The sequence below is a fragment of the Kitasatospora sp. NPDC023118 genome (genome assembly GCF_055560875.1).
Map to the genome: position 1 here is coordinate 46613 of NZ_JBVHHW010000007.1, position 23039 is coordinate 69651.

Consider the following 23039-nt stretch of genomic DNA (forward strand, 5'->3'; position numbering starts at 1 on the left):
AGAGTCGGCCTCGGGCTTGCCCCGCCTTTCGTCTGACGTCGACCGAGCCGAGGAGAACCCTGGTGACCACGGACACCGTCCCCGTGCCGGAACTGGCCCCCGAGGCCGTCGAGCAGTGGCGGGCCGAAGAGGCCCAGCTGGTCGACCTGCTGGCCCGCGCCCAGCGCGGCATCGGCGGCATCGCCGCCTTCCGGCTCGGCCCGACCCCGACCGTACTGGTCACCGACCCGGCCGCGGTGCAGCACGTCCTCGGCCGCCACCCCGACCGGTACGTCAAGCGCTCGCACCGGGCCCGGATGCTGGTCGGCGACGGCGTGCTCTCCGCCACCGGCGACGCCTGGAAGCGCCAACGGCGGCTGCTGCAGTCACAGTTCACCGGGACGGGCATGCGCCGCTACGAACAGCGGATCGCCGCCGCGGCGCGCCGCACCGCCGCCCGCTGGGAGGGCTACCGGCGCAGCGGGGAGACCTTCGACGTGGGCGAGGAGATGCGCGGCTTCGCCCTGGACACCGTCTGGCGGGCGCTCACCGGACTGCCGCTGGACGACCGGACGGATGGCGAACTGCGCTCGGTGGAACGGGTGGTGGCCGCGATGCCGACCTTGCCGACCAACGCGGCGGACGCCCGGGACGCGGTCGCCCGGGACCTCGCCCGGATCGACGCCGTCGCGCAGGCCGCGATCGAGACGGCGCGCACCGCGGACTCCGCGGAACCGGGTGTACTCCGCGTCCTGCTCGACGCGGCCGACCACCACCCCGAATACACCGACCGGTTGATCCGCGACGAGCTGGTCACCCTGCTGGTGGCCGGCCACGAGACCACCGCCACCACACTCACCTGGCTGTTCCTGCTGCTCGACGACAACCCGGGCGCCCGCGGCGCCGACCCGCAGGCGCTGGTCAGCGAGACCCTCCGGCTCTACCCCGCCGCCTGGCTGCTCCCCCGGCACGCCGTCGAGGACGACGTGATCGCCGGGCACCGGATCGCCGCCGGTACGGACGTGCTGGTCTGCCCGTACCTCACCCACCGCGACCCGGCCCTGTGGCCCGACCCGGCGCGCTTCGACCCGGCGCGGTTCGCCCCCGGAGCGGACCGCCCCGGCCAGCTCGGCGCCTACCTGCCCTTCGGCCTGGGCGCCCGCGCCTGCCTGGGCACCCAGTTCGCCGTGCGGGAGACCACGGCGCTGCTGGAACTGCTGCTGCCGATGGGGACGTTGGAGTTCCGCTCCCGGCCGTCCGGGGCCGCCTACAGCATCACGGTGCGCCCGGACGGCCCGACTCCGGCGGTCCTGCGCTGAACCGTCGGGCACCAGGACGACGCCGCCGACTACCCGCGATGGTCGGACTGCTGCTCACAGGTGCCGCTCCGAGCATGCGCGCGGGACGCGATCAGAACACTTCGCGCCCCGCTGTCACACACCCGCGCCGGGATCCGTCGGAGCAGTGAGAGCACCACCCGCCCCGAGAGGAACACCGCGATGACCACCCGTTCGACCACTGGCCGCTCGATCACCGCCGAGATCCCGCTGCACCCCCGCCTCGCCACCGACCCGGGCGAGCTCGTCCCCGAACTCGCCGAGGTGTCGGCCGCGTTGTTCAAGGCCGTCGGCAACCGCTCGATCCCGCGCGCCACCATCGGCCTGGTCCAGCTGCGGGCCGGCCAGATCGCCGGCAGCACCTACCTGACCGTCCTGCACACCGGGTTCCTGCGCAAGGCCGGCGAGTCCGAGGAGCGCATCGCCTCGGTCGCCGCGTGGCAGGACTCCCCGTACTTCACCGCCCCCGAGCGCGCCGCCCTCGCCCTGGTCGAGGCCACGCTCCAGCCCAACCCGCACGGCGAGCGCGTCTGCGACGAGCTGTACGCCGAAGTCGCCTCCCACTACGACGAGAAGGCGCTCGCCACGCTCGCCCTCGCCATCGGCCAGGTGAACTTCTTCACCGCCATCGCACTCATCGCCAAGCCCGTCCCCGGCCGGTCCTTCACCGACCCCTGGGCCTGACCCACCACCGCCCCACACCGGCCCGCCACCGCCTCACCCCGGCCCGCCGAGCCCCTCGCCCGGCGGGCCGGTCGGCGTTCCGCGCCCCGACGCCCGGCGCACCGTCCCGCAGTTCGTCCGGGACGCCCGGGGACGCCGCAGGCCAGGGCGCGGGACGGCGTCCCACCGTCCCCAGGCGGTCCGCGCCGATGGCGATCGCCCCCGGTCCTGACGCAGGCTGGCGATCGCCGACGGAACGTCAGATCCGGTCGGCGTAAGGCACCTTCACTCGATTCGAGGAGCCACCATGTTCAAGAAGACCATCGCCGCGCTCGCCGTCGCCGCGGGCGTCGTCGTCGGCGCGGGCGTCGTCGCCCCGGCCGCCGAGGCCGCGCCGGCCCGCTGCAACGCGGGCGGCCTGTGCGTGTACTGGGGATCGAACTACAGCGGCAGCGTCCAGACCGTCTACCAGGACAACAACGACCTGAGCATGTACGCCAACTTCAACGACAGCCTCGGCGGCTCGGCGTTCAACAACGGCAACAGCTGCAACGTCGTCGTCTACGCCCAGAAGAACGCCGTGGGCCAGGGCTGGATCCTCTACCGCGGCACGGGCTGGACCACGATCGAGAGCAACCTGCCGCAGATCCTCTCCAACCGCTGGTGCACGGTCTGATCGAGCGATGAAGACCAGGACCACCCTCGCCCTCGCGGCGGTCCTCCTGGGCCTCGGTGCCGCCGGATGCTCCTCGTCCGGCGGCACCACCCCGCCCGGGGCCCAGCCACGCCCCTTCGGCGGCGTCACCCACTACGACGAGCCGCAGCGCGTCGCCCTGCACGACGCCGAGGAGGGTCTCGTCGCCTCCTGCATGCGCGAGCGCGGCTTCGAGTACCGCCCCCAGAGCCTCAGCACCGGCGACCACCGCGTCGACGCCAACCCGTACGGGCTGCTCAGCGGCGACCAGGCCGCCGACGACGGCTTCGGCGTCATCAGCACGGCGCTGAACCTGAAGCAGGCCGCCGACCCCAACCAGGACCACGCCGCCGACCGGGCCTGGAAGGCCGCGCTGTCGGGGACGGAAGCCCACCGGGTCACCGTCGACCTGCCCGACCACCAGCAGTTCTTCTACAACAGCGACTCCTGCCTCATCCAGGCCGACACCACGCTCTACGGCCCCGACTACCTGCGCCTGTACAACACCTTCCAGGTGCTCAGCGGCAAGGTCGTCGCCGCCGTCCAGGCCGACGGCCGGTTCACCGCCGCCGAGGGCCGCTGGCGCGACTGCATGTCCGCCGCACACCAGCATGCCAGCCACCTGGGCGACCCGATCGCCGTGATCGACCAGCGGGTGCAGCAGGACGGCGGCGACCCGGCGAAGACCCACGAACTGATCGGCGACGAACTCTCGTTGGCCAAGACCTCGGCCCGGTGCCAGGAGCAGGCCGGACTCGCCACCGCCGTCAGCCAGGCGCAGAGCGACGTCGAGAAGACCGTCCTCGGCGGTGACGGACCACTGCTCGACCAGCTCCGTTCCCTCCGGCAACAGGCCCTCACCCGAGCGGACCGGCCGACCGGCACACCCTGAGGGCCGCCCCCCTCGCCCCCCTCGCCCCCCTCGCCCCCGCCGCCCAACAGGCGATCCACACCTTCGACCAGCTCTGGCACTGAACGGGCGGCCGGTGCACCGACCCGCGAAATCCAGCGGCAGCCCCGCCGGCCGACAGATTTGTCAGGATCTGTGGATCGAGCCTTCCAGGCCGTGGTCGGTGTGACTGCGGTGCTCGGGCTTCCGGATCCAGGCGATGACGGCCTGGATGTCGACCGGGCGGGTCGTGTCGCTGGCCGCAGCGCCGAGTGCGGGCCGCGCCATTGCTTGAGTCGGTTGAATCGGCGTTCGACGACGTTGCGGAGGCGGTAGACGCGCCGGTCGAAGCCGGGTGGCCGGCCCGCAGTCCCCGAACTGGGCAGGAACCGCGACAGCACAGCCCACTCGGCATCTGAAAGCTCATGACGACGCACCGCGGCCGACATGATCTCTCACCACTTGATCGGATTTGAAGACGGACCCTAGCCGAGCATTTCCAGGCCGAAGAAGCCGATGGCGGCCCACACCAGCCCGAGAAGGGCCCACCAGGAGGTGCTGTCGATGAACAGCAGGCCCGGTACGACCTCCCACATCGAGAACCACACGATCATGAACGCCGTTTCACCCACTCCGGCTCGCTTCAGCAGCGCGACCGTGAGCACGATTCCCGTCGTGACCACCAGGACGGCCAGGAGCTGGTCCCCGATGCTGGATTCCCTGACCCGGTTGGAGTGACCGGCGTGCTCGATCCGGACCACCTCCCCCTTCCAGACCTTGACGTCCACGGTGCCGCCGGTCTCGACCGAGCCGTAGAGCGCGTCGCTGACGTCGTAGCTGTCACTGCCCGCCGTTTCGCGGGCGACCGTCAGAGTCCAGAAGTCTCTGTCGTCGGATGAGGTGTGTTCCTTTTTCGTGACCCGGCCGGTCTCCGTCGCGATGCAGTCGGAGGCGCGGGTGGCCGCGGTGACGCACGGCTTGGCACTCAGGTCGCCGATCGCTTCGGCCCGCAGGAGGAAGCCCCAGAAGACTCCGCTCCCCACGACGGCCAGCCCGAGGAGGACGATCACGACTTGGGCGGGCCTGCTCCAGTCCGAGGACCAGCCCGACCGGAGGCCGGGGGCCCACCTCCTGCGGGAGTGCCAGGACGGAGAGCGCCCGGACCGGTTGCGCCAGGACGGGCGCGGGGTGGTGGTGACGCGCCGGGGCGGCTCGACCGGCCGAGGTGCGGGCTGGGGTCGGCTCGGCGGCGCGGGCGCCGTGGCCGTCTCCGCCTCCGTGGTCACCCCGGCTCCGACGGGTACCCCCACCGGCTCCGGCACGGGCGCGGGCACGGGTTCCGGCACGGTCACCGGCTCGGCAGTCACGGCGGTCGCGGCATCCCCGGCGACGCGGCGCGGCGGCGCCACGGGCGCGTTCATCATCGCGCCCACCTGCCGGCGCAGCACCCGTAGTTCGTGCTCGATCCGCTCGGCTTCCCGCTGGATTCCGGCCAGTTCCGATTCCAGCTCCCGGGTGTACCGGGAGGCGTGGACGAGCTGTCGGCGCTGCTCGTCGACCTGCTCGCGCAGGCGGTCCAGTTCCTCGTCGGCGAGCCGCGACCGGCGTTCCGCTTCCTCGTCGGCCGCGGCCCTGGCCAGGGCCGCGGCCTCCCGGACCCGGTCGGCCTCCGCCCGTGCCCGGTCCGCCTCCTCCCTCGCGATCACCACTTCGGCGGAGTGTGCGCGCTCGCGGGCCAGGGTGCCGCGCAGCTCCCTGATCTCGCGGGCCTGGGCGTGGTTGCGCTCCAGCAGCGCGGGCAGTTCACGGGGGTCGTTCGCGGTGGCACCCTCGGCGATGGCGCGGAGTTCGGCGAGACGGTCCCTCGTGTGGTCGTACGGGGCGCAGCCGTGGGCTTCGAGGATGGCGAAGTAGTCCCACAGGAGGTCCTGAGAGGCGATCCAGTGGCCGCTGAGGTAGGCGCGGGCCGCGTCGGCGGAGAGGGCGAGGGCGTCGGCGAGCTGGTCGGGGCCGAGCCCGCGGCGTTCGCTGTGGGCGAGGGTTTCCGCCATGGTCGAGCGGTATTCGTCGAGGGCCCGGGTGGCGGCCTCCCAGGCGGCGTTCTTGGTAAAGGGGAGGAGGTAGGAGGACTTGGTGTTGCCCTGGGTGGGCAGCGGCAGGTTGTGCCGGGCCAGCCGGGACTTCAGGTGGGGGAACAGGAAGCCGAGGCTGAGCAGTTCGGGGCCGCCGAGGACGCCTTCCTCGACGAGTTCGGCGAGGTGCTGGGTGAAGGAGGTCGGGGTGGTGTCCTGTTCCTCCAGCGGCACGACGTCGGCCGCGCCTTCGGCGGCGGCCAGGGTGTACGTGCCCTCGATGTCGAGGTGGGCGTCGCCGAGGGCGCCGATGCCCGCGCCGCCGGGGCCGGAGAGCGACCGGGTGGCGCGGCCCGCGTGGCAGCAGTCCAGGATGACGATCCGGACGCGGGCGGGGCAGCCGAGCAGGTTGTCGCGGACCTTCTCGTACGTCAGGCTGCTGACGTCGGGTTCGGCCGGGTTGGTGTCGGTGAGCGTCAGGCACAGCTGGGCATTCGGCCGGAGCAGGCCGTGTCCCGCGTAGTACAGCAGCAGGGCGCCGTCGGTGCTCTCGATCAGCTGACGGAGTCGGGGGGCGAGTTCCTGGATGTTCTCCGGGTCCTGGATCACCGTCACTTCGTCCTCGGACCAGCCGCACAGCTTCTCGTCGGTGAGGATGGTCTTCATCCGGTCGAGGCTCTTGGCGACGGCGGGCAGCTTGGTGAATCCGGGGTCGCGGTAGGTGGTGGTCCCGATGAGGATGGCCCGGGAGGTCAGACCGGGGGGCAGGCCGGGCAGGCTAGGCATCGTCGTCGCTTCTGTCCTCGTCGATCCTGTGGTCGGGCGTCCCGTCGGGCCTCTCGCCAGTCCTGCCGTCGGGCGTCCCGTCGAGTGCCCGGCGGAGGACCTCCTCCAGCCTGCCGGGGTCGACGTTGGTCACCTCCACCGCGGTCGTGTCACCCTCGGCCGAGCGGCTCACGGTGACCTTCACGTCCGAGCGACGGGTCCTCAGCCAAACCGTGAGCGACCGGGCCAGAACCCCTGCGGCGCCGGTCGCCCCCAGCGCCACTTGCAGGACTTCCACGGCGCCGCCGAGTTCCCCCGCTCCGGGCGGCGCCGTCACCGCCCTGACCCGCCCCCGGAGCTGTTCCTCCTCGCGCAGCCACTCCCACAGGGCGGCGGTCTCGCCGATCGCGTCACCGCTGGAGAGACGTATCTGAATGTCAGTCAACTTGCCATGCTCCCCAATTCGTTGTCGTTCCACCGCGCATCATGGCAGGAACCGGGGTGATCCGCAGCCGGGCCGGTCAGTTGGCGGGGCGGGGTTTCGGCGGACTCCGGGGAACCGGAGGAGCCGGCGCGCCTATCTGCGCAGGCGGGGCATCCGGCAAACGATCCCGGAGAAGACCGACAGCCGGGTCGTCCGCCTACGCAAGGGCTCACGCGACGGACGGCCTCCGGGCTTCAACGAGGAACGGAAACGCAAACACCGTCGAACAGGCCATCAACAAGCTCAAGCACGCCGGAGCTGTCGCCCCCGGATACGACAAGCGCGGCTACGTCTACCTCGGCACCATCGCCGCAGCAGCCCTCGTCATCTGGCTCCCCACATGATCGGGCGGACAAGTCCCAGCCTAGCTCCGCTACGCGGCTCGGTCCTCGCTCAATTCGAGGACCACTCCGTGCGGCATGCCTGCTCACGCGTCGAACGTGATCCCGGGTGTCCCGGCGTTCCGGGTGAGGAAGTGCAGCAGGTTGGCGAAGCCGCGTGCGTCGTCGATCGCCTTGTGGGTGTGTTCCACATCGCCGAGCCAGTGCGGGGGCAGCTTCGGCGCCGGAAGGTCAGCAGCCGGCCGCCCTGTCAATGCCGCCGTGTACGAGCGCAGACACAGCGCCGGTCCGTGGAAGAGGCGATCCCGCTCGTACGGGCCCTGGTGCAGCCCGTACGGGGTGAACCGGCGCAGGTAGTAGTCGATCCATATGCCGTCGAACGACAGCGGTGCCGCGGCGAATGCCCGTTGGCCGGGCAGCGACTGGATCCACTCCACGTACCTGCTCATCACGTCGACGATGGGCTCCGGGTTCGCGGTCGCGGCCTCCCACGTGCCCGGCTCGGAATCGAACCATTCCTTCGTGCGCGGGTTCGGCGCCGACCCGGGGAGCGGTTCGAGGACGGCCTCGAACTCGCCGAACGTCCGACCGTCCATCGTCGCGGCAACAGAGGCGAAGGACCGCATCGAGTTCGGGCCCGCCCATGGACCGTCGACCTCGATGTCGGTCACCACGTACGTCCAGTCGCTCAGTTCAGTCATGCGGTCGACGATACCGCCACGGTCACTCGGCGCTACGGGAGCTCGCGAGGTACCTCCCCTGCTAGATTCCCCAGGTTCCTCGAAGCCGCCAAGCCGGGGAGTTCGACCACCACCACGCCAACTGACTCGGCGGTCCCTCGTTCCACGGAGCGAGGGGCCGCTCAAAAGCGTGGCTTCTCAGCAGATCTGCCACATTCCAAACAAGTTGCCAGAAGGCCATCCGTTCGTCAGTCAACGATCAGCAGGCTAGCTCCGTTCGGCGCGCTGGAGCGGTGCGCCTCGGCATCGTCGGCCACCTGGTAGCTGCCGCCCCGGCCGGTGACCACGACGCGGCCGTCGTCGAGCGTTGTGACGAGCTCGCCCTCCAGGACGTACAGCACGTGCCCCTTGTGGCACCAGTGGTCTGCGACGTATCCGGGGCTGTAGTCCACCCGGCGGACCCGAACCCCGCCGAAGTGCTGCACGCGGCTGGTCACCTCCCCGCTCTCACCCGGTTTGCGCTCCTCGCGGACCTGGCTCCAGTCGGTCGCGGTGAAGGGGAAGCCGCTGAGATTCATTCGGTCACACTACCCCGCTCGGCGCGGCCCGACATCCAAGTTCTGACGCCGCCCGGCGAGTTGACGGCGGTCAGCTGTCCCCGAGTGCCAGCTTGATGCCGAAGCCGACGAGTACCGTGCCGGTGATCGCGTCGATGACCCGCTGCACCGAGCCGCGGTTCAGCCACCGGCGGACGAGCTGGGTGCCGAATATCAGCGCGCTGAACCAGACCAGCCCCTCCAGATCATGCACAGTCGCCAGGACGACCCCCATCAGAAGATGCGGGGCGCCGCTGGGGATGAACTGGGGCAGCATCGCCATGTAGAAGACGCCGTTCTTCGGGTTCAGCAGGCTGGTGCCCAGCCCGCGCGCCCAGGACCGCACCCACGTCGCCTCCGCGGTCGTGGCTCCCGCTCCGCCCGCCGCATCCCCCGGCACGGGCCGGCCGCGCTCCTTGAGCGTCCGGCGGAGCATGCCGATCCCCAGCCATGCCAGGTACCCGGCACCGGCCAAGCGCAGTGCGTCGTACAGCAGATGGGATGCCGTGAGCACCGCCGAGGCACCGACCGCGGCGGCCACGCCCCACACGAGCACGCCGCAGAGGATCCCCAGCGCCGTTGCGAAGGCCCGGCGCCTGCCCAGGGTGATGGCGGAGCGTAGCACCAGAGCGGTGTCCAGTCCCGGCATGATGGTCAGCATGCCTGCCACGACGGCGAAGGAGGCGATGGCAGAGGAAACGGTCATGCGGCCATCCTGGAGTCGCGGCCGCGATCACGTCCAATGCGGTCTGCTTCACTGCGCATCAGCAGGATCGATGCCGCTGCTCGCTCGGTGCTTCGCCCCCGGGAGTCCGCCGCACCTCAAGCCCTCGTTGCTCGGTCGACTGCGGATGCGGGAGCTCGTACGGCCAGGCGGGCGCGGATTCCCTGCCGCCGAGCCGAGTCGGGGGACTCGACTCGGCCGCGCGGCGTCGCGGTCAGGCGGGTGTGCCCCGGGTCGGGTGGTGGTCCTGACGTTCCGGGTCGGAGCGGTCGTCGGGCCTGGGCCGCATCCGGAGGGCCGCGATGACGCCCAGGGCGACGGTAGCGAACGCGAGCGCCAGGAGGACGGCGAAGGCGGCGCCGCACGAGTGATCGTCCGGCTCCTGCCCCGCCTGATCCGCAGGGGGCCGGCCAGCAGAGTGGCCACACCCACATTCGCCCCCGCGTGTCGGCCGGCGGAGGCCTTCATGGTCCTGGGAGGAGACACCCGCGGCGCCGACCGGTCTGCCATGCCCGGCATCCGGGGCGCGGCAGGCGAACTGCCGGGCTGCTCAGTGGCGGTGGTGGTTGTCGGGTTGGGCGGGGTCGCCAGGGTGTTCCAATCCCTCGACCAGGGTGAGGCGTTGGGCACGTTCGTGGTCGATCCAGCGGACGAAGGCGGCTCGGCGAGCGGCTTCGCGGAGGGTGGGGGTGGGGTCGGGGCTCTGGGGGATGGTCAGGGTGGCCAGGATGCTGGCCTTCCAGGGGCCCACGGTGACCCACTCTCCGGGTGGTGCTTCACGGAGGGCTTCGGCGAGGGCTGTGGGGAGGGTGTCGGGGTCGACCTCGAAGCCGCCGTCAGGGGTCGCGATGTGCCAGCGGGTGGCCGGTGGGTGGGTGGTCAGGGCGCGGTAGTGGGCGATGTCGGCGGGTGAGGGCTCGATGTCGGCGGTCACGGCGTCGTAGACGGCTCGGACGGCGGCGCTGCCCTCGTAGGCGGCCGCCGTGATGGAGCCGAGTTCTACAGCGGCTTGCTGGTCGAGGTGGGCGGGCCCGCCGGGGCCGATGGGCAGCTTGCGTTCGGCGGCGACTGCTTCGCAGAGGGCTTCGGTTAGGAGCACCTGAGTGACCCAGCGGGTGAGTTGGCGGTCCTCCGAACTGCCGGGCCGGGGAAGCGCGGTGGAGCGTGGACCGTTCCGGAGGGCGGCGAGGCGGTCGTCGAGGGCCGTCCGTGGGAGAGGGTGCCCGTCGAGCAGGCCGAGAGTCATGCTTCCACCACCAGGGCGACGGTCGGGGCGTACTGGCAGCGGCCGAACCACATCACCTTGGCGAGGGCCCAGTACGAGCCCGGGTCGATGGATTCGGGGGCGGTGATGTCGAAGTCGACGGTCACGGTCGAGTCAGCCGGGGCGGTGAAGCCCCGGACCGGCTGGGCGATGGCTTCCCAAGTGCCCCACGGGGAGACCAGCTGAAGTTCGCCCCGGATCTCGCCGCGGGTGCGGTTGGTGAGGGTGAGGCTCAGCGTGGCGCGGCCGCCGGCGGTGACACGGAGGGTCTCGTGGGAGACGTCGACGGACAGGCCGGTGTCGCGGCTGATGGTGGCCTTGGTGCCCTGGGCGGCGGTCCAGTCCTCGGGGGTGTCCCCCGCGACGGGCAGCAGGTCGGGCAGGTCGCCGACGGCGATCGTGACCACGTCCTCGATCTGCTGGCCGTCGTGCTCGATCCGGACGGCGGCGAAGTGCAGGCCGGGTTCAGCGTTCGACGGCGGGGTGAGGGTGACCGGGAAGCGCAGGTGGCCGCCGGGCTCCAGCCGGTACGGGCGGGTGCCGAGGCTGGTCGTCCAGCCCTCGGGCGGCAGGACGACAGCCGTACCCTCGACCGCCGCGTCCCGCAGCTGTGAGGAGAGCGCCACCGAGAGTGCCACCGCCTCCCCCGCCGTTCGCAGCAGCCCCGGTGAGGCGCCGACCGACACCGGCAGGTAGCCCAGTGGGGCCGGGCCCCGGTTGTGCAGCCAGTAGCGGGCGTGGACGGGCTGGGCGGGTTCGGCGACCGGGCCGAGTACGGGGCCATCGGCTGGGGCAGTCACGGCAGGAGCCGCGAGCAGGGTGGCGATCTGCGAGCCGGCCAGGTCGAGGACGTCGGCCGACTCCCCGAGCGGGCGTTCCAGCAGGTCGGCGGGCCGCACCTCGTCCAGCCCGAGCGCGCCGCCGAGCTGCGCCGTCCGCCCGAGGCCGGTCGACTCGACCAGCCGGACGGTGAGGTCCGGCCCGCCCTCCGAAGAAGCCGAGCCGTGCGCGAACGGGTTCCCGGCTGGCTTGAGCGCGCCGAGCAGCACCTCGCGCTGCGGTTCGACCCGCAGCCAGGACAGGGTGGCCGGCAGCGGCCCCTCCTGGGCCTCCACGATCCGTGCGTACAGCGGGTGGTTGAACTCCTGCCCCTGCGCGGGCAGTGTCTGCGCCCGCCAGTCGCCGTCGCCGCCCACCAACGCATAGTTGAACTCGTGTGTCCAGTGCTGGAGTTGGAAGGAGGCCCCGTCCGGCAGGGTGCGCCGGGGCGGATCGATCCACACGCCCGAGGGCCAGCCGGTGCACGAGCGCATCAGCGAGAGGTGCAGCGCGCCGGTGGTGTCCACCGCGAATCCGGGCAGGCCGAAGCTGAGCAAGGCCACGGTGTGGTCGCCGAGTCGGTCGGTCACGACCGCCGGGCAGACGGCGGTGATCCGCGCATCGGCGAGGTCGTCCACCAACGCCGCCACATCGGACACGACCAGCGCGGGAAGGGATCGCAGGTCGCGCAGGTCCGCGTCGGGCCGCCACACCTCGGTGAGCGGCGTCAGCGCCGGTACCCACACCGCGCCGTGCACCTTCAGCACGGCCGCGTACTCCTCCCCCGTGCGCTCGATCAACTCCCGGGCCACCTCGTTGACCTCCGGGCCGCCGACGACGACCCGGAAGTCCGGCAGGTTGGAGTCCACGTCCAGCCAGCCGTACCGCGCCCAGTCCGCCCCCGAGGTGGTGGCGGTGACCCCGACCCGGGCGAGGGCGACCACCAGCGGACGGGCTTCGGCGGCGTCGTCCAGCGTCGGTACGACCACCTCGGCCACGCCGAGCGCCCGCGAGCCGACCACCGTCCCCACCGGATCGGTGAGCTCCACCCGCGCCGTAGCACCCAGCCCGAACCAGGTGTTCGCCGGGTTGTCCAGCGTCCACGGCGCCTCCGCCGAGTCCACATCCGGCATCGCGAAGCCGCGCCCGATGACCGCTCCCGCGATCTCGCTGACCGGGAGCCCGCCGGGCACCTCCACCGGGAAGCGCAGCCGCAGCAACCGGTCGGTGCCGGAGTAGTCCACGACCCTGGTCCGGCAGTCCACCCGATCGAGGTCCCGCCAGAGCGTGACCGTCTGCTCGTAGCGGACCCCGTCGACCGTCCCCCCGATCACCAGCCGCTCGCCGAGCGGGCCGGTCTCCCGCCGGACCGAGGCCCCGGCCGTCCCGGAGCCGACCACCGGCCCGCTCGGCACCAGGTGCCACGGACCCTCGCCGAAATCAGGGTGCTGCGGGTACTCCTCGTACACCCGCAGCTCGTTGCCGATCCGGCCGTCCTGAATCAACTCCCGTTCGTGCAGAAGGTCATAGACCGAGGAGAGCCCGCCGCCGCGCGCCGGATCGGCGGTCACCCGGTAGCGGGCGTTGGCGATCACCGCGCCCTCGGCGGCCGTCCACGCCGAAACGGCGGCGCCCTCCACCAGCCGCCAGGTCCGCCAGCCGAGCGCGGGAACGTACTCGGCCAGGAAGCGCAGCGTCCCCCGGTCCACGAAGCTCGGCACCGGCGAACCCGCCTCGTCCAGTACCCGCACCGACCGCACACCGTCGGGGAGTTCGACCGCCACCAGGTCGCTCCGGTCGAAGGACAGCGTGTTGGTCACCACCACCGCCGACCCGGCCCCCACCGTCGAGATCCGCGCCGCCAGCGCGTCCAGCGCCGCGTCCCGCACGGCCGACGCCAGGTCGTACGCCTCCCGCCAGCCGCCCAGCAGGTCCAGGTACACCTGGTCCGACTCCGAGCCGGTGATCGCGTCGTGGTGGGCACCGTAGGCGAGTTGGCGCCACACCTTGTCGAGGGCGGCGGCCGGGTAGCGCCCGAGCCCGTTCACGACCGCGAGCGTGGCGAGCTTCTCCGCGTCCACCGCCGCGACCTCGCCCGCCCGTTGGGCCTGCTTGGTGTCGATGTACGAGACGTCCTTGCCGGTGTACACCGGGTTCATGTCGCGGGTCTGCGGGCTGGGCCGGCGCCCGGTGGCGGCGAGTTCGGCCCGGACGGCGTCCAGGAAGTCGCGCGGGGTGGCGCAGACGAAGCGCGGCCACAGGTACTTGGCGGCCCAGGAGCGGTGGATCTCGGTGACCCACTTGTTCGGCGGGGTGTAATCCGTTCCCACCAGCAGCAACAGGTTCTTCGTCGCCCCGACCGGCTTGAGCTTCCGGTAGAGCTCGTAGACGGCCTGCTCGGCGGCGGCGAGGTCCGGGGAGGAGTCCATCCACCAGCCGGCCGAGTAGTGGTGCGGCATGTAGTGGGTGAGCACGCCTTCCCCACCCGGCGCGATCCACTCGAACTCGCTCGGGAACTGCATCACCCGGGCGTCGTCCTTGGCCTCGCGGAAGTTCTTCTGGATCGGGCCCCACTGGTGGAACGGGCCGCGCGCCCAGGCGCTGCCGGTGAGCCCGGCCGCGGCGAGGTGGCCGGGGAACTGCGGATCGTGCCCGAACACGTCGATCTGCCAGGCGGTTTGCGGGTCGCCGCCGAGGATGTCGCGCTGGTAGCCGATGCCGTAGACGATGTTGCGGATGGCCGTCTCGGCGCCGGTCAGGTTGGTGTTGGGCTCGTTGTAGGTGCCGCCGACGAGTTCGACCTGCCCGCGCTCCAGCAGCAGGCGCAGGGTCGCTCGGCGTTCCGGGTGCTGGTCGAAGTACGGCTTCAGGTAGTCGACTTCGGCAAGCACGAACGTGTAGACCGGGTCCCGCAGCGCGAGGTCCAGGTGCGCGTCGACCAGCGCGAAGCCGTTGCGCTCCCACAGCGGGCGGGTGGTGGCGTCGGCGGAGAGCAGCTCCCAGGGGGAGGTGTAGGCGGCCTGGGTGTTCCACCAGACCGGGTCGTAGTGGAAGTGCGAGACCAGGTACATCGTCCAGCCGGGCTCGGCGACCTCCACGAGGGAGTCCATCGATACGGACCCAGCCCTTACGGTGACGGGCAGTTGCGAGCCCACGGCCGCGCCGGTGATCTCCAGCGGGACGTCGACCAGCCCCGTGCCGGTCGCCTCGCCGCGGACGCCTGGGCCGCTGACGGCGATCCGGGCGGCCGGGCCCTCGATCGTCACCCGCAGGATCTGGCGCGGGGCGTCCTCGGGGCCGACGAACAGGTCGGTGCTCTCGACGGCGGTGATGGCGGTGACCGGCACGGGGAGGGGTCCTTTCGCAACGGAGGGGCTACTGGCCCCAGGCCTCGAACTCGTAGATGCGGGCGGCCGGATCGGTGATCTGGGTGGGCTTGGTGACGACCAGCCGGACGTAGCGGGCTGCAGTCGTCACCGGGTGGGTGGTGGTCCCCGCCGTGTTGCCGGTCACGGTGGCGACGGTCGTCCACGGGTCGGTGATCCTGGAGCGGACCTGGATGGAGAAGTCCCGGGTGTTGTACGAGGCGCTCTCGCCGCCCGCCTGGGCGTGCCTGACCACGAACTTGTTCAGCTTCTTCGCCGAACCGAGGTCCACCTCAAGCCACTTGGACGACGTCAGCGTGCACCACTTATCGCTGTTCCCGCCGCTGACACTGCCGTTGACGGCCTTGGCCGGTCCCTCGTTGGCGTTGCACTGGCCGGAGGCGATGGCCGGGCGGTTCAGCGCCAGGTTGGTGGAAGTGGACGGCGCTCCGGTCCAACTCACCGTGGTGGAGGCGGCGGTGGAGCGCCCGTACGTGGTGGACACCGCCTCCACGTCCAGCGTGGTGGTGGACTCGGTCCCGGCCCGGTCGAGCCGCCCGACGAAGTACGCGTCGTTGGGCGTGGCACCCAGGAAGGTCCGGCTGCCGTCGGCGTTGCGCCGGTACACCTCGTAGTGGTGGACGTTGCCGCCGGGTGCGGCCGTCCAGGAGAGCCGCAGCGACTGGCTGGCGCCCGGGGTCACGTCGCTCGCGCCGAGGACGGTCAGCCTCCTCGGCGCGGCCGGGGTCTCCATCGCCCCGTCGTAGACGGCGACTTGGCCGACTCGAAGGTCGTACGCCGGGTCGGAGCCGTCCACCTGGAGGGCGAGCTGGGAGATGGTCCGGCCCGCGTACGGGGAGAGGTCGAGGGTGTGGCGTTCCCAGCCGGTGCCGGAGTCGTCGCCGACGTCCACGGTGGTGAAACTGCCCGGGGAGTCGGTGAAGGAGACGGCGGCCTTGAGCTTGGTCGGTCCGGCGGCCGGGGTCTTGACCACCAGGTCGAGCTTGGTGTTCGCCGCGACCGGCAGGCTGGTCTCGTACAGCCGCACGGTGTTGGCGGCGTCCAGGGTCCCGGTCAGCCGCAGCGAGGAGCCGCCCTGATAGGCGTCGGTGAAGTCGACGGACGGACTCAGCTTGCTGCCACTGGAGTTGACCACCCAGCGGTAGGTCGGCGGGACGTCCTGGAGCGAGAGGTTGTTCCAGCCCCCGGTGGCGACCCGGGTGCCGGCCGCGTTGTAGAAGTCGCCCTGGCCGGTGTTGAAGTTGGTGACGAAGGGCTTGGCGGTGATCGGCGAGGACTCGGCGACGTAGCCGGCCAGGCCGGGCCAGCCGCTGGAGAGGTCGGTGTTCGAGGGGTCGTTGTTGGCACCGACCCAGTAGCGGGCGTCCTTGGCGTAGAAGTCGGCGCGGTCGGTGGCGGACTTCCAGGTCCACTCGGGCCGGTAGAGGCCGAGCGAGGTGGTGTGCGGCTGCCCGGACGGGAAGAGGGCGTTCCAGTCGACGGAGGTGTTGTAGCCGTTGGCCTCGGTGTCGATGCCGGAGTACAGCTCGTACTCGCTGCGGCCGAGCTGCCGGGCCAGCGTCCTGGAGGAGTCCAGGCCGTCGGGCGTCCAGCCGAAGTTGAGGAACATCGAGTCCGAGGTGCGCTTCGGACCGTCTTGCAGAAACGGCGAGTTGGCCGCGGTGAGGGCGTTCTGCCAGTCGACCGCGCCCGACGTCGTCATCGCGTCGTACCACATGAAGTCGGTGCCGCTCTGCGCCTTGGTGTACTGCATCAGGTTCTGCAGCTCGGTCGCGAGGTCCGAATCGCCGCCGCCGGTCTCCTGGTTGATGAACCAGCCGTCGAAGCCGTAGTACTGGGCGGCCTGGGCCAGCTTGTCGGCGACGGGGTAGCGGTCGCCGGACTTCTGGACGAAGTCGCGCACCCACTGGAGCTGGCCGCCGTACGCGGTGGGCGGGAAGAAGACGGTGCCGTAGACCTTGACGCCGTTGCGGTGGGCGGCGTCGATGACGGTCGGGTTGGGGGCGAGGATCAGGCCCTCGCCGGCCGAGCCGCCCCAGAACACCAGCTTGTCGACGTACTGCCAGTAGCCGAAGGCGTAGTAGTTGGGGTCGGCGGAGCCCTGGGAGGGGTTGTTGGAGGTGGGGGCGAAGGAGACCAGCGAGGCGATCTTCCCCTCGCCCGCATGGGCGTTGGGGTTGGCGGCCAGGGCCGGGTCGCCGGTGCGCGGCTGGAGCGGGACGCTGGAGCGGTTGAACCGGGCGTCCGGGTCGGTGGCCGGGTCCCAGTTCAGGATGGTGCTGGGGTACCAGTAGGAGGCGTAGGGCTGGCTCCCGGGGGCGGCGACGGCCGGCCAGGCCGGAACAGGAGCAGCCTGGGCGGCGGGTACGACGCCCAGCGCGGCCGTCGCGAGCGCGGCGCTGAGCAGCAGGGGGAGACGTCTTGACATGCGGTGGCTCCGATCGAGCGGAGTGGGTGGGGCCGGGCCCACCGGCAGCGGCCCGCCCGGGTGCATGCGGGCGTGGCGGTGCTCATCGAGAGGGGAATTCAGCGAACATGACAGCGGACAGTGCGCAGGACCGGACCCCGTCGGCGCAGCGAGGCTAAAGCGGTTCAGAACCCGTGTCAACGACTCGCGCAGCAATCACTCCGACCGGTGAGGGCGGCGCGGCACCGGGCGGCGAGGTGGACTCCCGTACGGTCAGCCGGGGCGTGGGCATCTGCAGGTCCCGCCCGGGCCCGGTCTCGTCCACCGCCTCCAGCAGGCTGCGCGCGACCTGCTCGCCGAGCGCGAAGGTGTCCCGGCTGAGCGCGGTCAGCGGCGGGTGGACGATCCGGGCGAGCACCGAGTCGTCGAAGGAGACGATGGACAGCTCGCCGGGCACCGCGACACCCATCTCCCCCGCCACGCCGAGCCCGGCGACGGCCATCACGTCGCTGTCGTAGACGATCGCGGTGGGCCGCTTGGCCCGCGAGAGCAGGGTGCGGGTGGCCGCCGCGCCCTCGGCGTCGCTGAAGTCGGTGGGCACCGAGACCGCCTCCTCCAGGCCGAGCCGGCGCGAGGCGTCACGCAGCGCGCGGATCCTCCGCTGGGTGTGCTGGAAGTGCGGCAGCCCGGCCAGGTGGGCGATCCGGCGGTGCCCGATGGCGGCCAGGTAGTCGACGATGGAGAGCATCGCCTCCCGGTCGTCGGCCCAGATCCGCAGCTGGTTGCCGCCCTTGCCGGGCCCGCCCAGGACGACGGCGGGCAGCCCCAGTTCGTCCAGCACCGGCAGCCTCGGGTCCTTGACCTGCAGGTCGACCACGATGAAGCCGTCCACCCGGTGCTCGGAGGCCCAGCGCCGGTAGACCTCGATCTCGGCGGCGGTGTCCTCGACGACCATCAGGTGCAGTGCGACGGAGCTGGCCGAGAGCACGGCCTGCAGGCCGGAGAGCAGTTGGCTGAAGAACGGCTCGACGCCGATGGTGCGGGCCGGGCGGGCGATCACCAGGCCGACGGCGTCCGCCCTGGCCCCGCCGAGGGCGCGCGCGGCGCTGTGCGGCCGCCAGTTCATCTCCTCGGCCACCCGCAGGATCCGGGCCCTGGTCGCCTCGCTGACCCCCGGGCGGCCGTTGAGCGCGAAGGACACCGCGCCCTTGGAGACGCCGGCCTGGCGCGCGATGTCGGCGATCGTCGGTCTGCCCACAGAACCCGACTCCTCTCTTGACAGCCAAGTTTAGGCGGGAGCATAGTCCCTGCCATAGCTAGACCGGTTTAGTCAGTCAGATTCTGATGTTCCGCACCATCCCCCACCCACCCCCAGGACCGGGAGACCCTCATGCGAAGAATCTGGGCGGCACTGACGACTACGGCCTTCACCGCGGCGGCCCTCACCGGCTGCGGACTCGGCTCCGGCGACGGCAAGAACAGCGACAGCGTGGCGAGTGCGGCCGCCACCGGTGAGGTCAAGGGCAGGGTCTCGCTCCAGACCTGGGCGCTCAAGCCCAAGTTCACCGACTACATGCAGGGCGTGATCGACGGCTTCAAGAAGAAGTACCCCGGCGTCGAGGTCGACTGGCTGGACCAGCCCGGCGAGGGCTACTCCGACAAGGTGCTCAGCCAGGCCGCCTCCGGCACCCTGCCCGACGTGGTCAACCTCCCGCCGGACTTCGCCTTCCCGCTCGCGAAGAAGGACGTCCTGCTGGACGTCGCCAAGGCCGACCCCAAGCTCGCCGACGAGTACGTCGCCGGCGGTGTGGAGGCCTACCGCTACAACGGCTATCAGGGCACCTTCGGCTACCCCTGGTACCTCAACACCGATGTGAACTACTGGAGTTCGGAGCTCCTCACGAAGAACGGCCTGGACCCGAAGAAGCCCCCGACCACCCTGGACGAGCTGATCGCCCAGGCCCGGGTGATGAAGGAGAAGTCCGGCGGCCAGGCCTACCTGATGAGCCGCAAGCCGGGCCTCGGCGACCTCTACAACATCGGCGTGAAGATCATGGCCGACGACGGAAAGTCCTTCACCTTCAACACCCCCGAGGCCGCCGCCCTGCTGGACAAGTACCGCGACGCCTTCAAGGAAGGCCTGATGCCGAACGGCGTGCTGACCGACACCTACGCCGGCAACTCCAAGCTCTTCAGCTCCGGCACGGCGGCCTGGACCACCGGCGGCGGCAACTTCATCACCAGCCTCGCCACCGACAACCCGACGCTCGCCCCGAAGGTCGTCCCCTCCCCCGCGATGGCCACCCCGCCGCTGTACGTCCAGGGCCTGTCCATCCCCAAGAACACCAAGAACCCGGCCGCCGCGGTCGCCCTCGCCCGCTGGGTCACCAGCCCCGAGAACCAGGCCGCCTTCGCCCACCTGACCAGCGTCTTCCCGTCCACCAAGGCCTCCGCGAACGACCCGTTCTTCAGCAAGAGCGACGGCACCAACGCGAGCGACGCCAAGGTGATCGCCTTCACCTCGCTCGCCAAGGCCAAGCTGATCCAGCCGGTCGAGGTGGACGACGCGATGGGCACGATCATCAAGCAGCAGTTCGCGCTGGCCATCAGCGGCGAGACCAGCTCCAAGCAGGCGCTGGACACCGCCGTCGAACAGTGCGACAAGCTGCTCAAGGGCTGACCACCCGCTCCGAGGACCGTACCGGCGAAGCGGCGGGCCCCAGACCCGCCGCCCCGGGAATGACCCGCACCCCCAGGCCCCGGGCCCGCACCGCAGGCGCCGCGCCCGCACCGCACCGGGCCCCAGCAGGGCCGAGGCCCCAGGAAGGCACCGCATGACCCACCGGCGCTGGTTCATCCCCTGGCTGCTCGCCGGGCCCGCGATACTCTGGCTGGCCGTCTTCAACCTCTGGCCGGCCGTCAACACGGTGATCCTGTCCTTCACCAACGCCAAGCCCCTGGGCGGCGGGCAGTTCACCGGCCTGGAGAACTACGGCCGCCTGCTCGACGACGACCAGCTCGCCGACGCCCTGCTCAACAGCATCGTCTTCATGCTGGTCTGCCTCCCCCTGCTGACCGTCCTGCCGCTGCTGCTCGCCCTGCTCGTCCAGCGCCGCATCCCCGGCATCACCTTCTTCCGCACCGCCTTCTACACCCCGGTGATCGCCTCCGCCGTCGTGGTGGCGCTGATCTGGGGCTGGGTGCTGGACGACCGCGGCCTGGTCAACGGCCTGCTCCAGCAGACCGGACTGGCCCACTCCCCGGTCACCTTCCTCACCGACCGCTGGCTGCTGCTGTTCAGCGCGATCGCCCTGACCGTCTGGAAGGGCCTCGGCTACTACATGGTCATCTACCTGTCTGCCCTCGCCAACGTCCCGCGCGAGCTGCACGAGGTGGCGGCCGTGGACGGCGCCGGCTCGCTGCGCCGGTTCTGGCACGTCACCCTGCCCGGGGTGCGCCCGACCATGGTGCTGATCTCGGCCCTGATCTCGGTCAGCTCGCTGCGCGTGTTCTCCGAGCTGTACGTGCTCTCCAACGGCCAGGGCGGGCCCGGCGGCCGGGACATGTCGGTGGTGATGCTGATCCAGATGTACAGCCGCGGCTTCAACGGCCATCTGGGCTACGCCTCCGCGCTCAGCCTGCTGCTGTTCGTCATCACCCTCGGCCCGATGCTGTTCCTGATGCGGCTGAACCGGAAGGCGGCCTGACCCCGTGACCACCGTCCGCGAACCCGAGACCGCCGTCCGCGCAGCGAAGACCGCCGGACGCCCCAAGGCCGCACGGGGCTTCAACACCCCCTCCCCCGCCCACACCGTCGCCCGCTACCTGCTCCTGGTCCTCGTCCTGCTGCTGGTCATCGGCCCCTTCCTGTGGCAGCTGTCCACCTCCCTCAAGGGCCCCGCCGAGGACGTCTTCACCCGCGCCCCGAGCTTCATTCCCGACCAGCCCACCCTCGGCAACTACGGCACGGTCGCCGACACCGTCCCGGTGTGGACCTACGCCCTCAACTCGCTGATCGTGGCCGCCGTCTGCATCACCGGCAACGTGGTCGGCTGCACCCTCGCCGGCTACGCGCTGGCCCGGCTGCGCTTTCGCGGGGCCAAGCTGGTCCTCGGTCTCTTCCTGGCCACCCTGGTCCTGCCCGGCGAGGTCACCATCGTCTCCCAGTACGTGCTGGTGCGCAGCCTCGGCCTGGCCGACAGCCTGGCCGGCGTCGCCCTGCCCGGCGCGATCGCGATGCTCAACGTGCTGCTGATGCGCACCGCGTTCGCCGCCGTACCGGCCGAGCTCGACCAGGCCGCACTGGTCGACGGCGCCAACGTCTGGCAGCGGCTGTGGCACATCGGCCTGCCCAATGTGCGCGGCATGCTCAGTGTGATCGTCATCTTCACCTTCATCGGCGCCTGGGACGACTTCCTCTGGCCGCTGATCGTGCTCAACGACCCGCAGAAGTACACCCTCACCGTCGGGCTCCAGTACCTCAACGGCACCTTCTCCGCCAACCCCCGGCTGATCGCGGCCGGCACCATGATCGCCTTCCTGCCGATCGTCGTGGTGTTCGGCGTCTGCCAGCGCTTCTTCTTCAAGGGCGTCGAGGAGGGAGCCGTCAAGGGATGAGCCCGTCTCCACTACGCCCCAACCGAGTTGAGGAAGCCCTACGTGACCACCCCTCCGCGCTTCGGCGTCAACTACACCCCCAGCGCCGGCTGGTTCCACCACTGGCTCGACTTCGACCTCGACGCCGTGCGCGCCGACTTCGACTCCATCGCCGCCCTCGGTCTGGACCACGTCCGGGTCTTCCCGCTCTGGCCGCTGTTCCAGCCCAACCGCACCCTGATCCGCCCGCGCGCCGTCGAGCAGCTGACCGCCCTGGTGGACGCGGCCGGCGAGCGCGGCCTGGACGTCGCGGTGGACGGTCTGCAGGGCCACCTGTCGAGCTTCGACTTCCTGCCCTCCTGGACCCGGACGTGGCACCGGCGGAACATCTTCACCGACCCCGAGGTCCTCGACGGCCAGGCCGCCTATCTGCGCACCCTGGCCGAGGCGCTGCGCGAGCGGCCCAACTTCCTCGGGATGACGCTCGGCAACGAGATCAACCAGTTCTCCGGCGCCCCGCACCCCGACCCGGACCGGGTCACCCCCGCCGAGGCCGAGGCCTGGCTGCGCCGGATGCTCGCCGCCTGCGAGCAGGGCGCGCCCGGGCGGCTGCACCTGCACGCCTCCTACGACGCCGCCTGGTACCTGGACGGGCACCCGTTCACCCCCTGGCACTCGGCCCGGCTGGGCGCCGCCACCGCCGTGCACTCCTGGGTGTTCAACGGCACCGCCCAGCGCTACGGCGCCCAGTCCACCGCCACCGCCGAGCACGCCGCCTACCTGGTGGAGCTGTCCAAGGCCTGGGCGGACGACCCGGCCCGCCCGGTCTGGCTGCAGGAGGTCGGCGCGCCCGCCCCGCACATCGGCGCCGAGGACGCGGCCCGGTTCACCGGCGCGACCGTCGAGGCCGTGCTGGACTGCCCGGACCTGTGGGGCGTCACCTGGTGGTGCTCGCACGACGTGCACCGATCGCTCGCCGACTTCCCCGAACTCGAGTACAGCCTCGGCCTGTTGACCACAGACCGGCGGGTCAAGCCGGCCGGCGCCCGGCTCGCCGAGGCCGCCGCCGAGGCCGGCCGCTCCTGGCAGCCGCCCAAGCCCCGCAGCATCGCCGTGGTGGTGGCCGCCGGCGACGAGGTCACCTCCCCCCGCCGCTCGGTCTGCGGCCCCGGCGGCCCGGTGTACGAGGCGTTCATGCGCCTCGCCGAGGCGGGCGCCCGCCCGACCGCCGTGCTCGCCGAGCGCGCCGGGGACCAGGCGCACCTGGCCGCGCGCGGCATCACCGAGGTGGTCCACCCCGACGACGTACGGTCCCTGTAACTGTCCCCCAGCACGCAACGGAG

At 71.4% G+C, this 23039-nt stretch carries 18 protein-coding genes and 1 pseudogene; 8 read left to right on the plus strand and 11 right to left on the minus strand.

Annotated elements, in window-relative coordinates:
• Positions 1-59 precede the first annotated feature (59 nt).
• From ACZ3UD_RS10990 to ACZ3UD_RS11005, 4 genes are all read left to right on the plus strand, one after another.
• Positions 60-1298, plus strand: coding sequence for a cytochrome P450 (locus tag ACZ3UD_RS10990; RefSeq protein WP_465585472.1), 1239 nt, complete (start codon positions 60-62; stop codon positions 1296-1298).
• A gap of 180 nt (positions 1299-1478) precedes the next feature.
• A complete protein-coding gene (locus ACZ3UD_RS10995) occupies positions 1479-2000 on the plus strand; it encodes a carboxymuconolactone decarboxylase family protein (protein ID WP_465585147.1) in 522 nt (173 codons plus the stop codon).
• A 286-nt stretch (positions 2001-2286) separates the two neighbouring features.
• Positions 2287-2655 carry a peptidase inhibitor family I36 protein gene (locus tag ACZ3UD_RS11000; protein ID WP_465585149.1) on the plus strand — a complete coding sequence of 123 codons (369 nt, stop codon included), beginning with the start codon at positions 2287-2289 and terminating at the stop codon, positions 2653-2655.
• A gap of 7 nt (positions 2656-2662) precedes the next feature.
• Complete coding sequence (locus tag ACZ3UD_RS11005; RefSeq protein ID WP_465585151.1) at positions 2663-3565, plus strand: hypothetical protein; 903 nt, start codon at positions 2663-2665, stop codon at positions 3563-3565.
• A 144-nt stretch (positions 3566-3709) separates the two neighbouring features.
• On the opposite strand, the gene ACZ3UD_RS11010 is transcribed toward ACZ3UD_RS11005, so the two are convergent.
• The 11 genes and pseudogenes from ACZ3UD_RS11010 to ACZ3UD_RS11060 all read right to left on the minus strand — a co-directional run bounded on the left by ACZ3UD_RS11010 (position 3710) and on the right by ACZ3UD_RS11060 (position 18358).
• Entirely contained in the window at positions 3710-3850 is a 141-nt protein-coding gene (locus tag ACZ3UD_RS11010) for a hypothetical protein (RefSeq protein ID WP_465585152.1), read from the minus strand.
• Positions 3844-3927 (minus strand): annotated as a pseudogene (locus ACZ3UD_RS11015) (IS5/IS1182 family transposase); the annotation flags it as partial. The pseudogene ACZ3UD_RS11015 and the gene ACZ3UD_RS11010, both read right to left, overlap by 7 nt.
• A gap of 120 nt (positions 3928-4047) precedes the next feature.
• Positions 4048-6420, minus strand: a complete 2373-nt coding sequence (locus ACZ3UD_RS11020) for a caspase family protein (protein WP_465585153.1) — start codon at positions 6418-6420, stop codon at positions 4048-4050.
• Positions 6413-6844 (minus strand): effector-associated constant component EACC1, encoded by a 432-nt coding sequence (locus ACZ3UD_RS11025; protein ID WP_465585155.1) that lies wholly within the window; start codon positions 6842-6844, stop codon positions 6413-6415. The genes ACZ3UD_RS11020 and ACZ3UD_RS11025 overlap by 8 nt, the downstream gene beginning before the upstream one ends.
• 466 nt (positions 6845-7310) lie before the next feature.
• Positions 7311-7895: a hypothetical protein gene (locus tag ACZ3UD_RS11030; protein WP_465585157.1), complete on the minus strand. Its 585-nt coding sequence runs from the start codon at positions 7893-7895 to the stop codon at positions 7311-7313.
• A gap of 257 nt (positions 7896-8152) precedes the next feature.
• Entirely contained in the window at positions 8153-8482 is a 330-nt protein-coding gene (locus ACZ3UD_RS11035) for a DHCW motif cupin fold protein (RefSeq protein WP_465585158.1), read from the minus strand.
• Between the two features lie 70 nt (positions 8483-8552).
• Entirely contained in the window at positions 8553-9206 is a 654-nt protein-coding gene (locus ACZ3UD_RS11040; RefSeq protein WP_465585160.1) for a LysE family translocator, read from the minus strand.
• 568 nt (positions 9207-9774) lie between these two features.
• A complete protein-coding gene (locus ACZ3UD_RS11045; protein WP_465585161.1) occupies positions 9775-10470 on the minus strand; it encodes a DUF7158 domain-containing protein in 696 nt (231 codons plus the stop codon).
• Positions 10467-14654, minus strand: coding sequence for a glycoside hydrolase family 38 N-terminal domain-containing protein (locus tag ACZ3UD_RS11050; RefSeq protein ID WP_465585163.1), 4188 nt, complete (start codon positions 14652-14654; stop codon positions 10467-10469). The genes ACZ3UD_RS11045 and ACZ3UD_RS11050 overlap by 4 nt, the downstream gene beginning before the upstream one ends.
• Before the next feature lie 28 nt (positions 14655-14682).
• On the minus strand, positions 14683-17121 hold the full coding sequence (locus ACZ3UD_RS11055; protein ID WP_465585165.1) for an endo-beta-N-acetylglucosaminidase: 2439 nt from the start codon (positions 17119-17121) through the stop codon (positions 14683-14685).
• A gap of 154 nt (positions 17122-17275) precedes the next feature.
• Positions 17276-18358, minus strand: coding sequence for a LacI family DNA-binding transcriptional regulator (locus tag ACZ3UD_RS11060; protein ID WP_465585166.1), 1083 nt, complete (start codon positions 18356-18358; stop codon positions 17276-17278).
• Positions 18359-18490: 132 nt separating this feature from the next.
• On the opposite strand from ACZ3UD_RS11060, the gene ACZ3UD_RS11065 reads away from it, so the two are divergent.
• The 4 genes from ACZ3UD_RS11065 (at position 18491) to ACZ3UD_RS11080 (ending at position 23016) form a co-directional block, all read left to right on the plus strand.
• Positions 18491-19780: an ABC transporter substrate-binding protein gene (locus ACZ3UD_RS11065; RefSeq protein ID WP_465585168.1), complete on the plus strand. Its 1290-nt coding sequence runs from the start codon at positions 18491-18493 to the stop codon at positions 19778-19780.
• Between the two features lie 154 nt (positions 19781-19934).
• On the plus strand, positions 19935-20807 hold the full coding sequence (locus tag ACZ3UD_RS11070; RefSeq protein WP_465585169.1) for a carbohydrate ABC transporter permease: 873 nt from the start codon (positions 19935-19937) through the stop codon (positions 20805-20807).
• A 4-nt stretch (positions 20808-20811) separates the two neighbouring features.
• Entirely contained in the window at positions 20812-21717 is a 906-nt protein-coding gene (locus ACZ3UD_RS11075; protein WP_465585171.1) for a carbohydrate ABC transporter permease, read from the plus strand.
• A gap of 42 nt (positions 21718-21759) precedes the next feature.
• Positions 21760-23016, plus strand: coding sequence for a glycoside hydrolase 5 family protein (locus tag ACZ3UD_RS11080; RefSeq protein WP_465585172.1), 1257 nt, complete (start codon positions 21760-21762; stop codon positions 23014-23016).
• Positions 23017-23039: the final 23 nt, after the last annotated feature.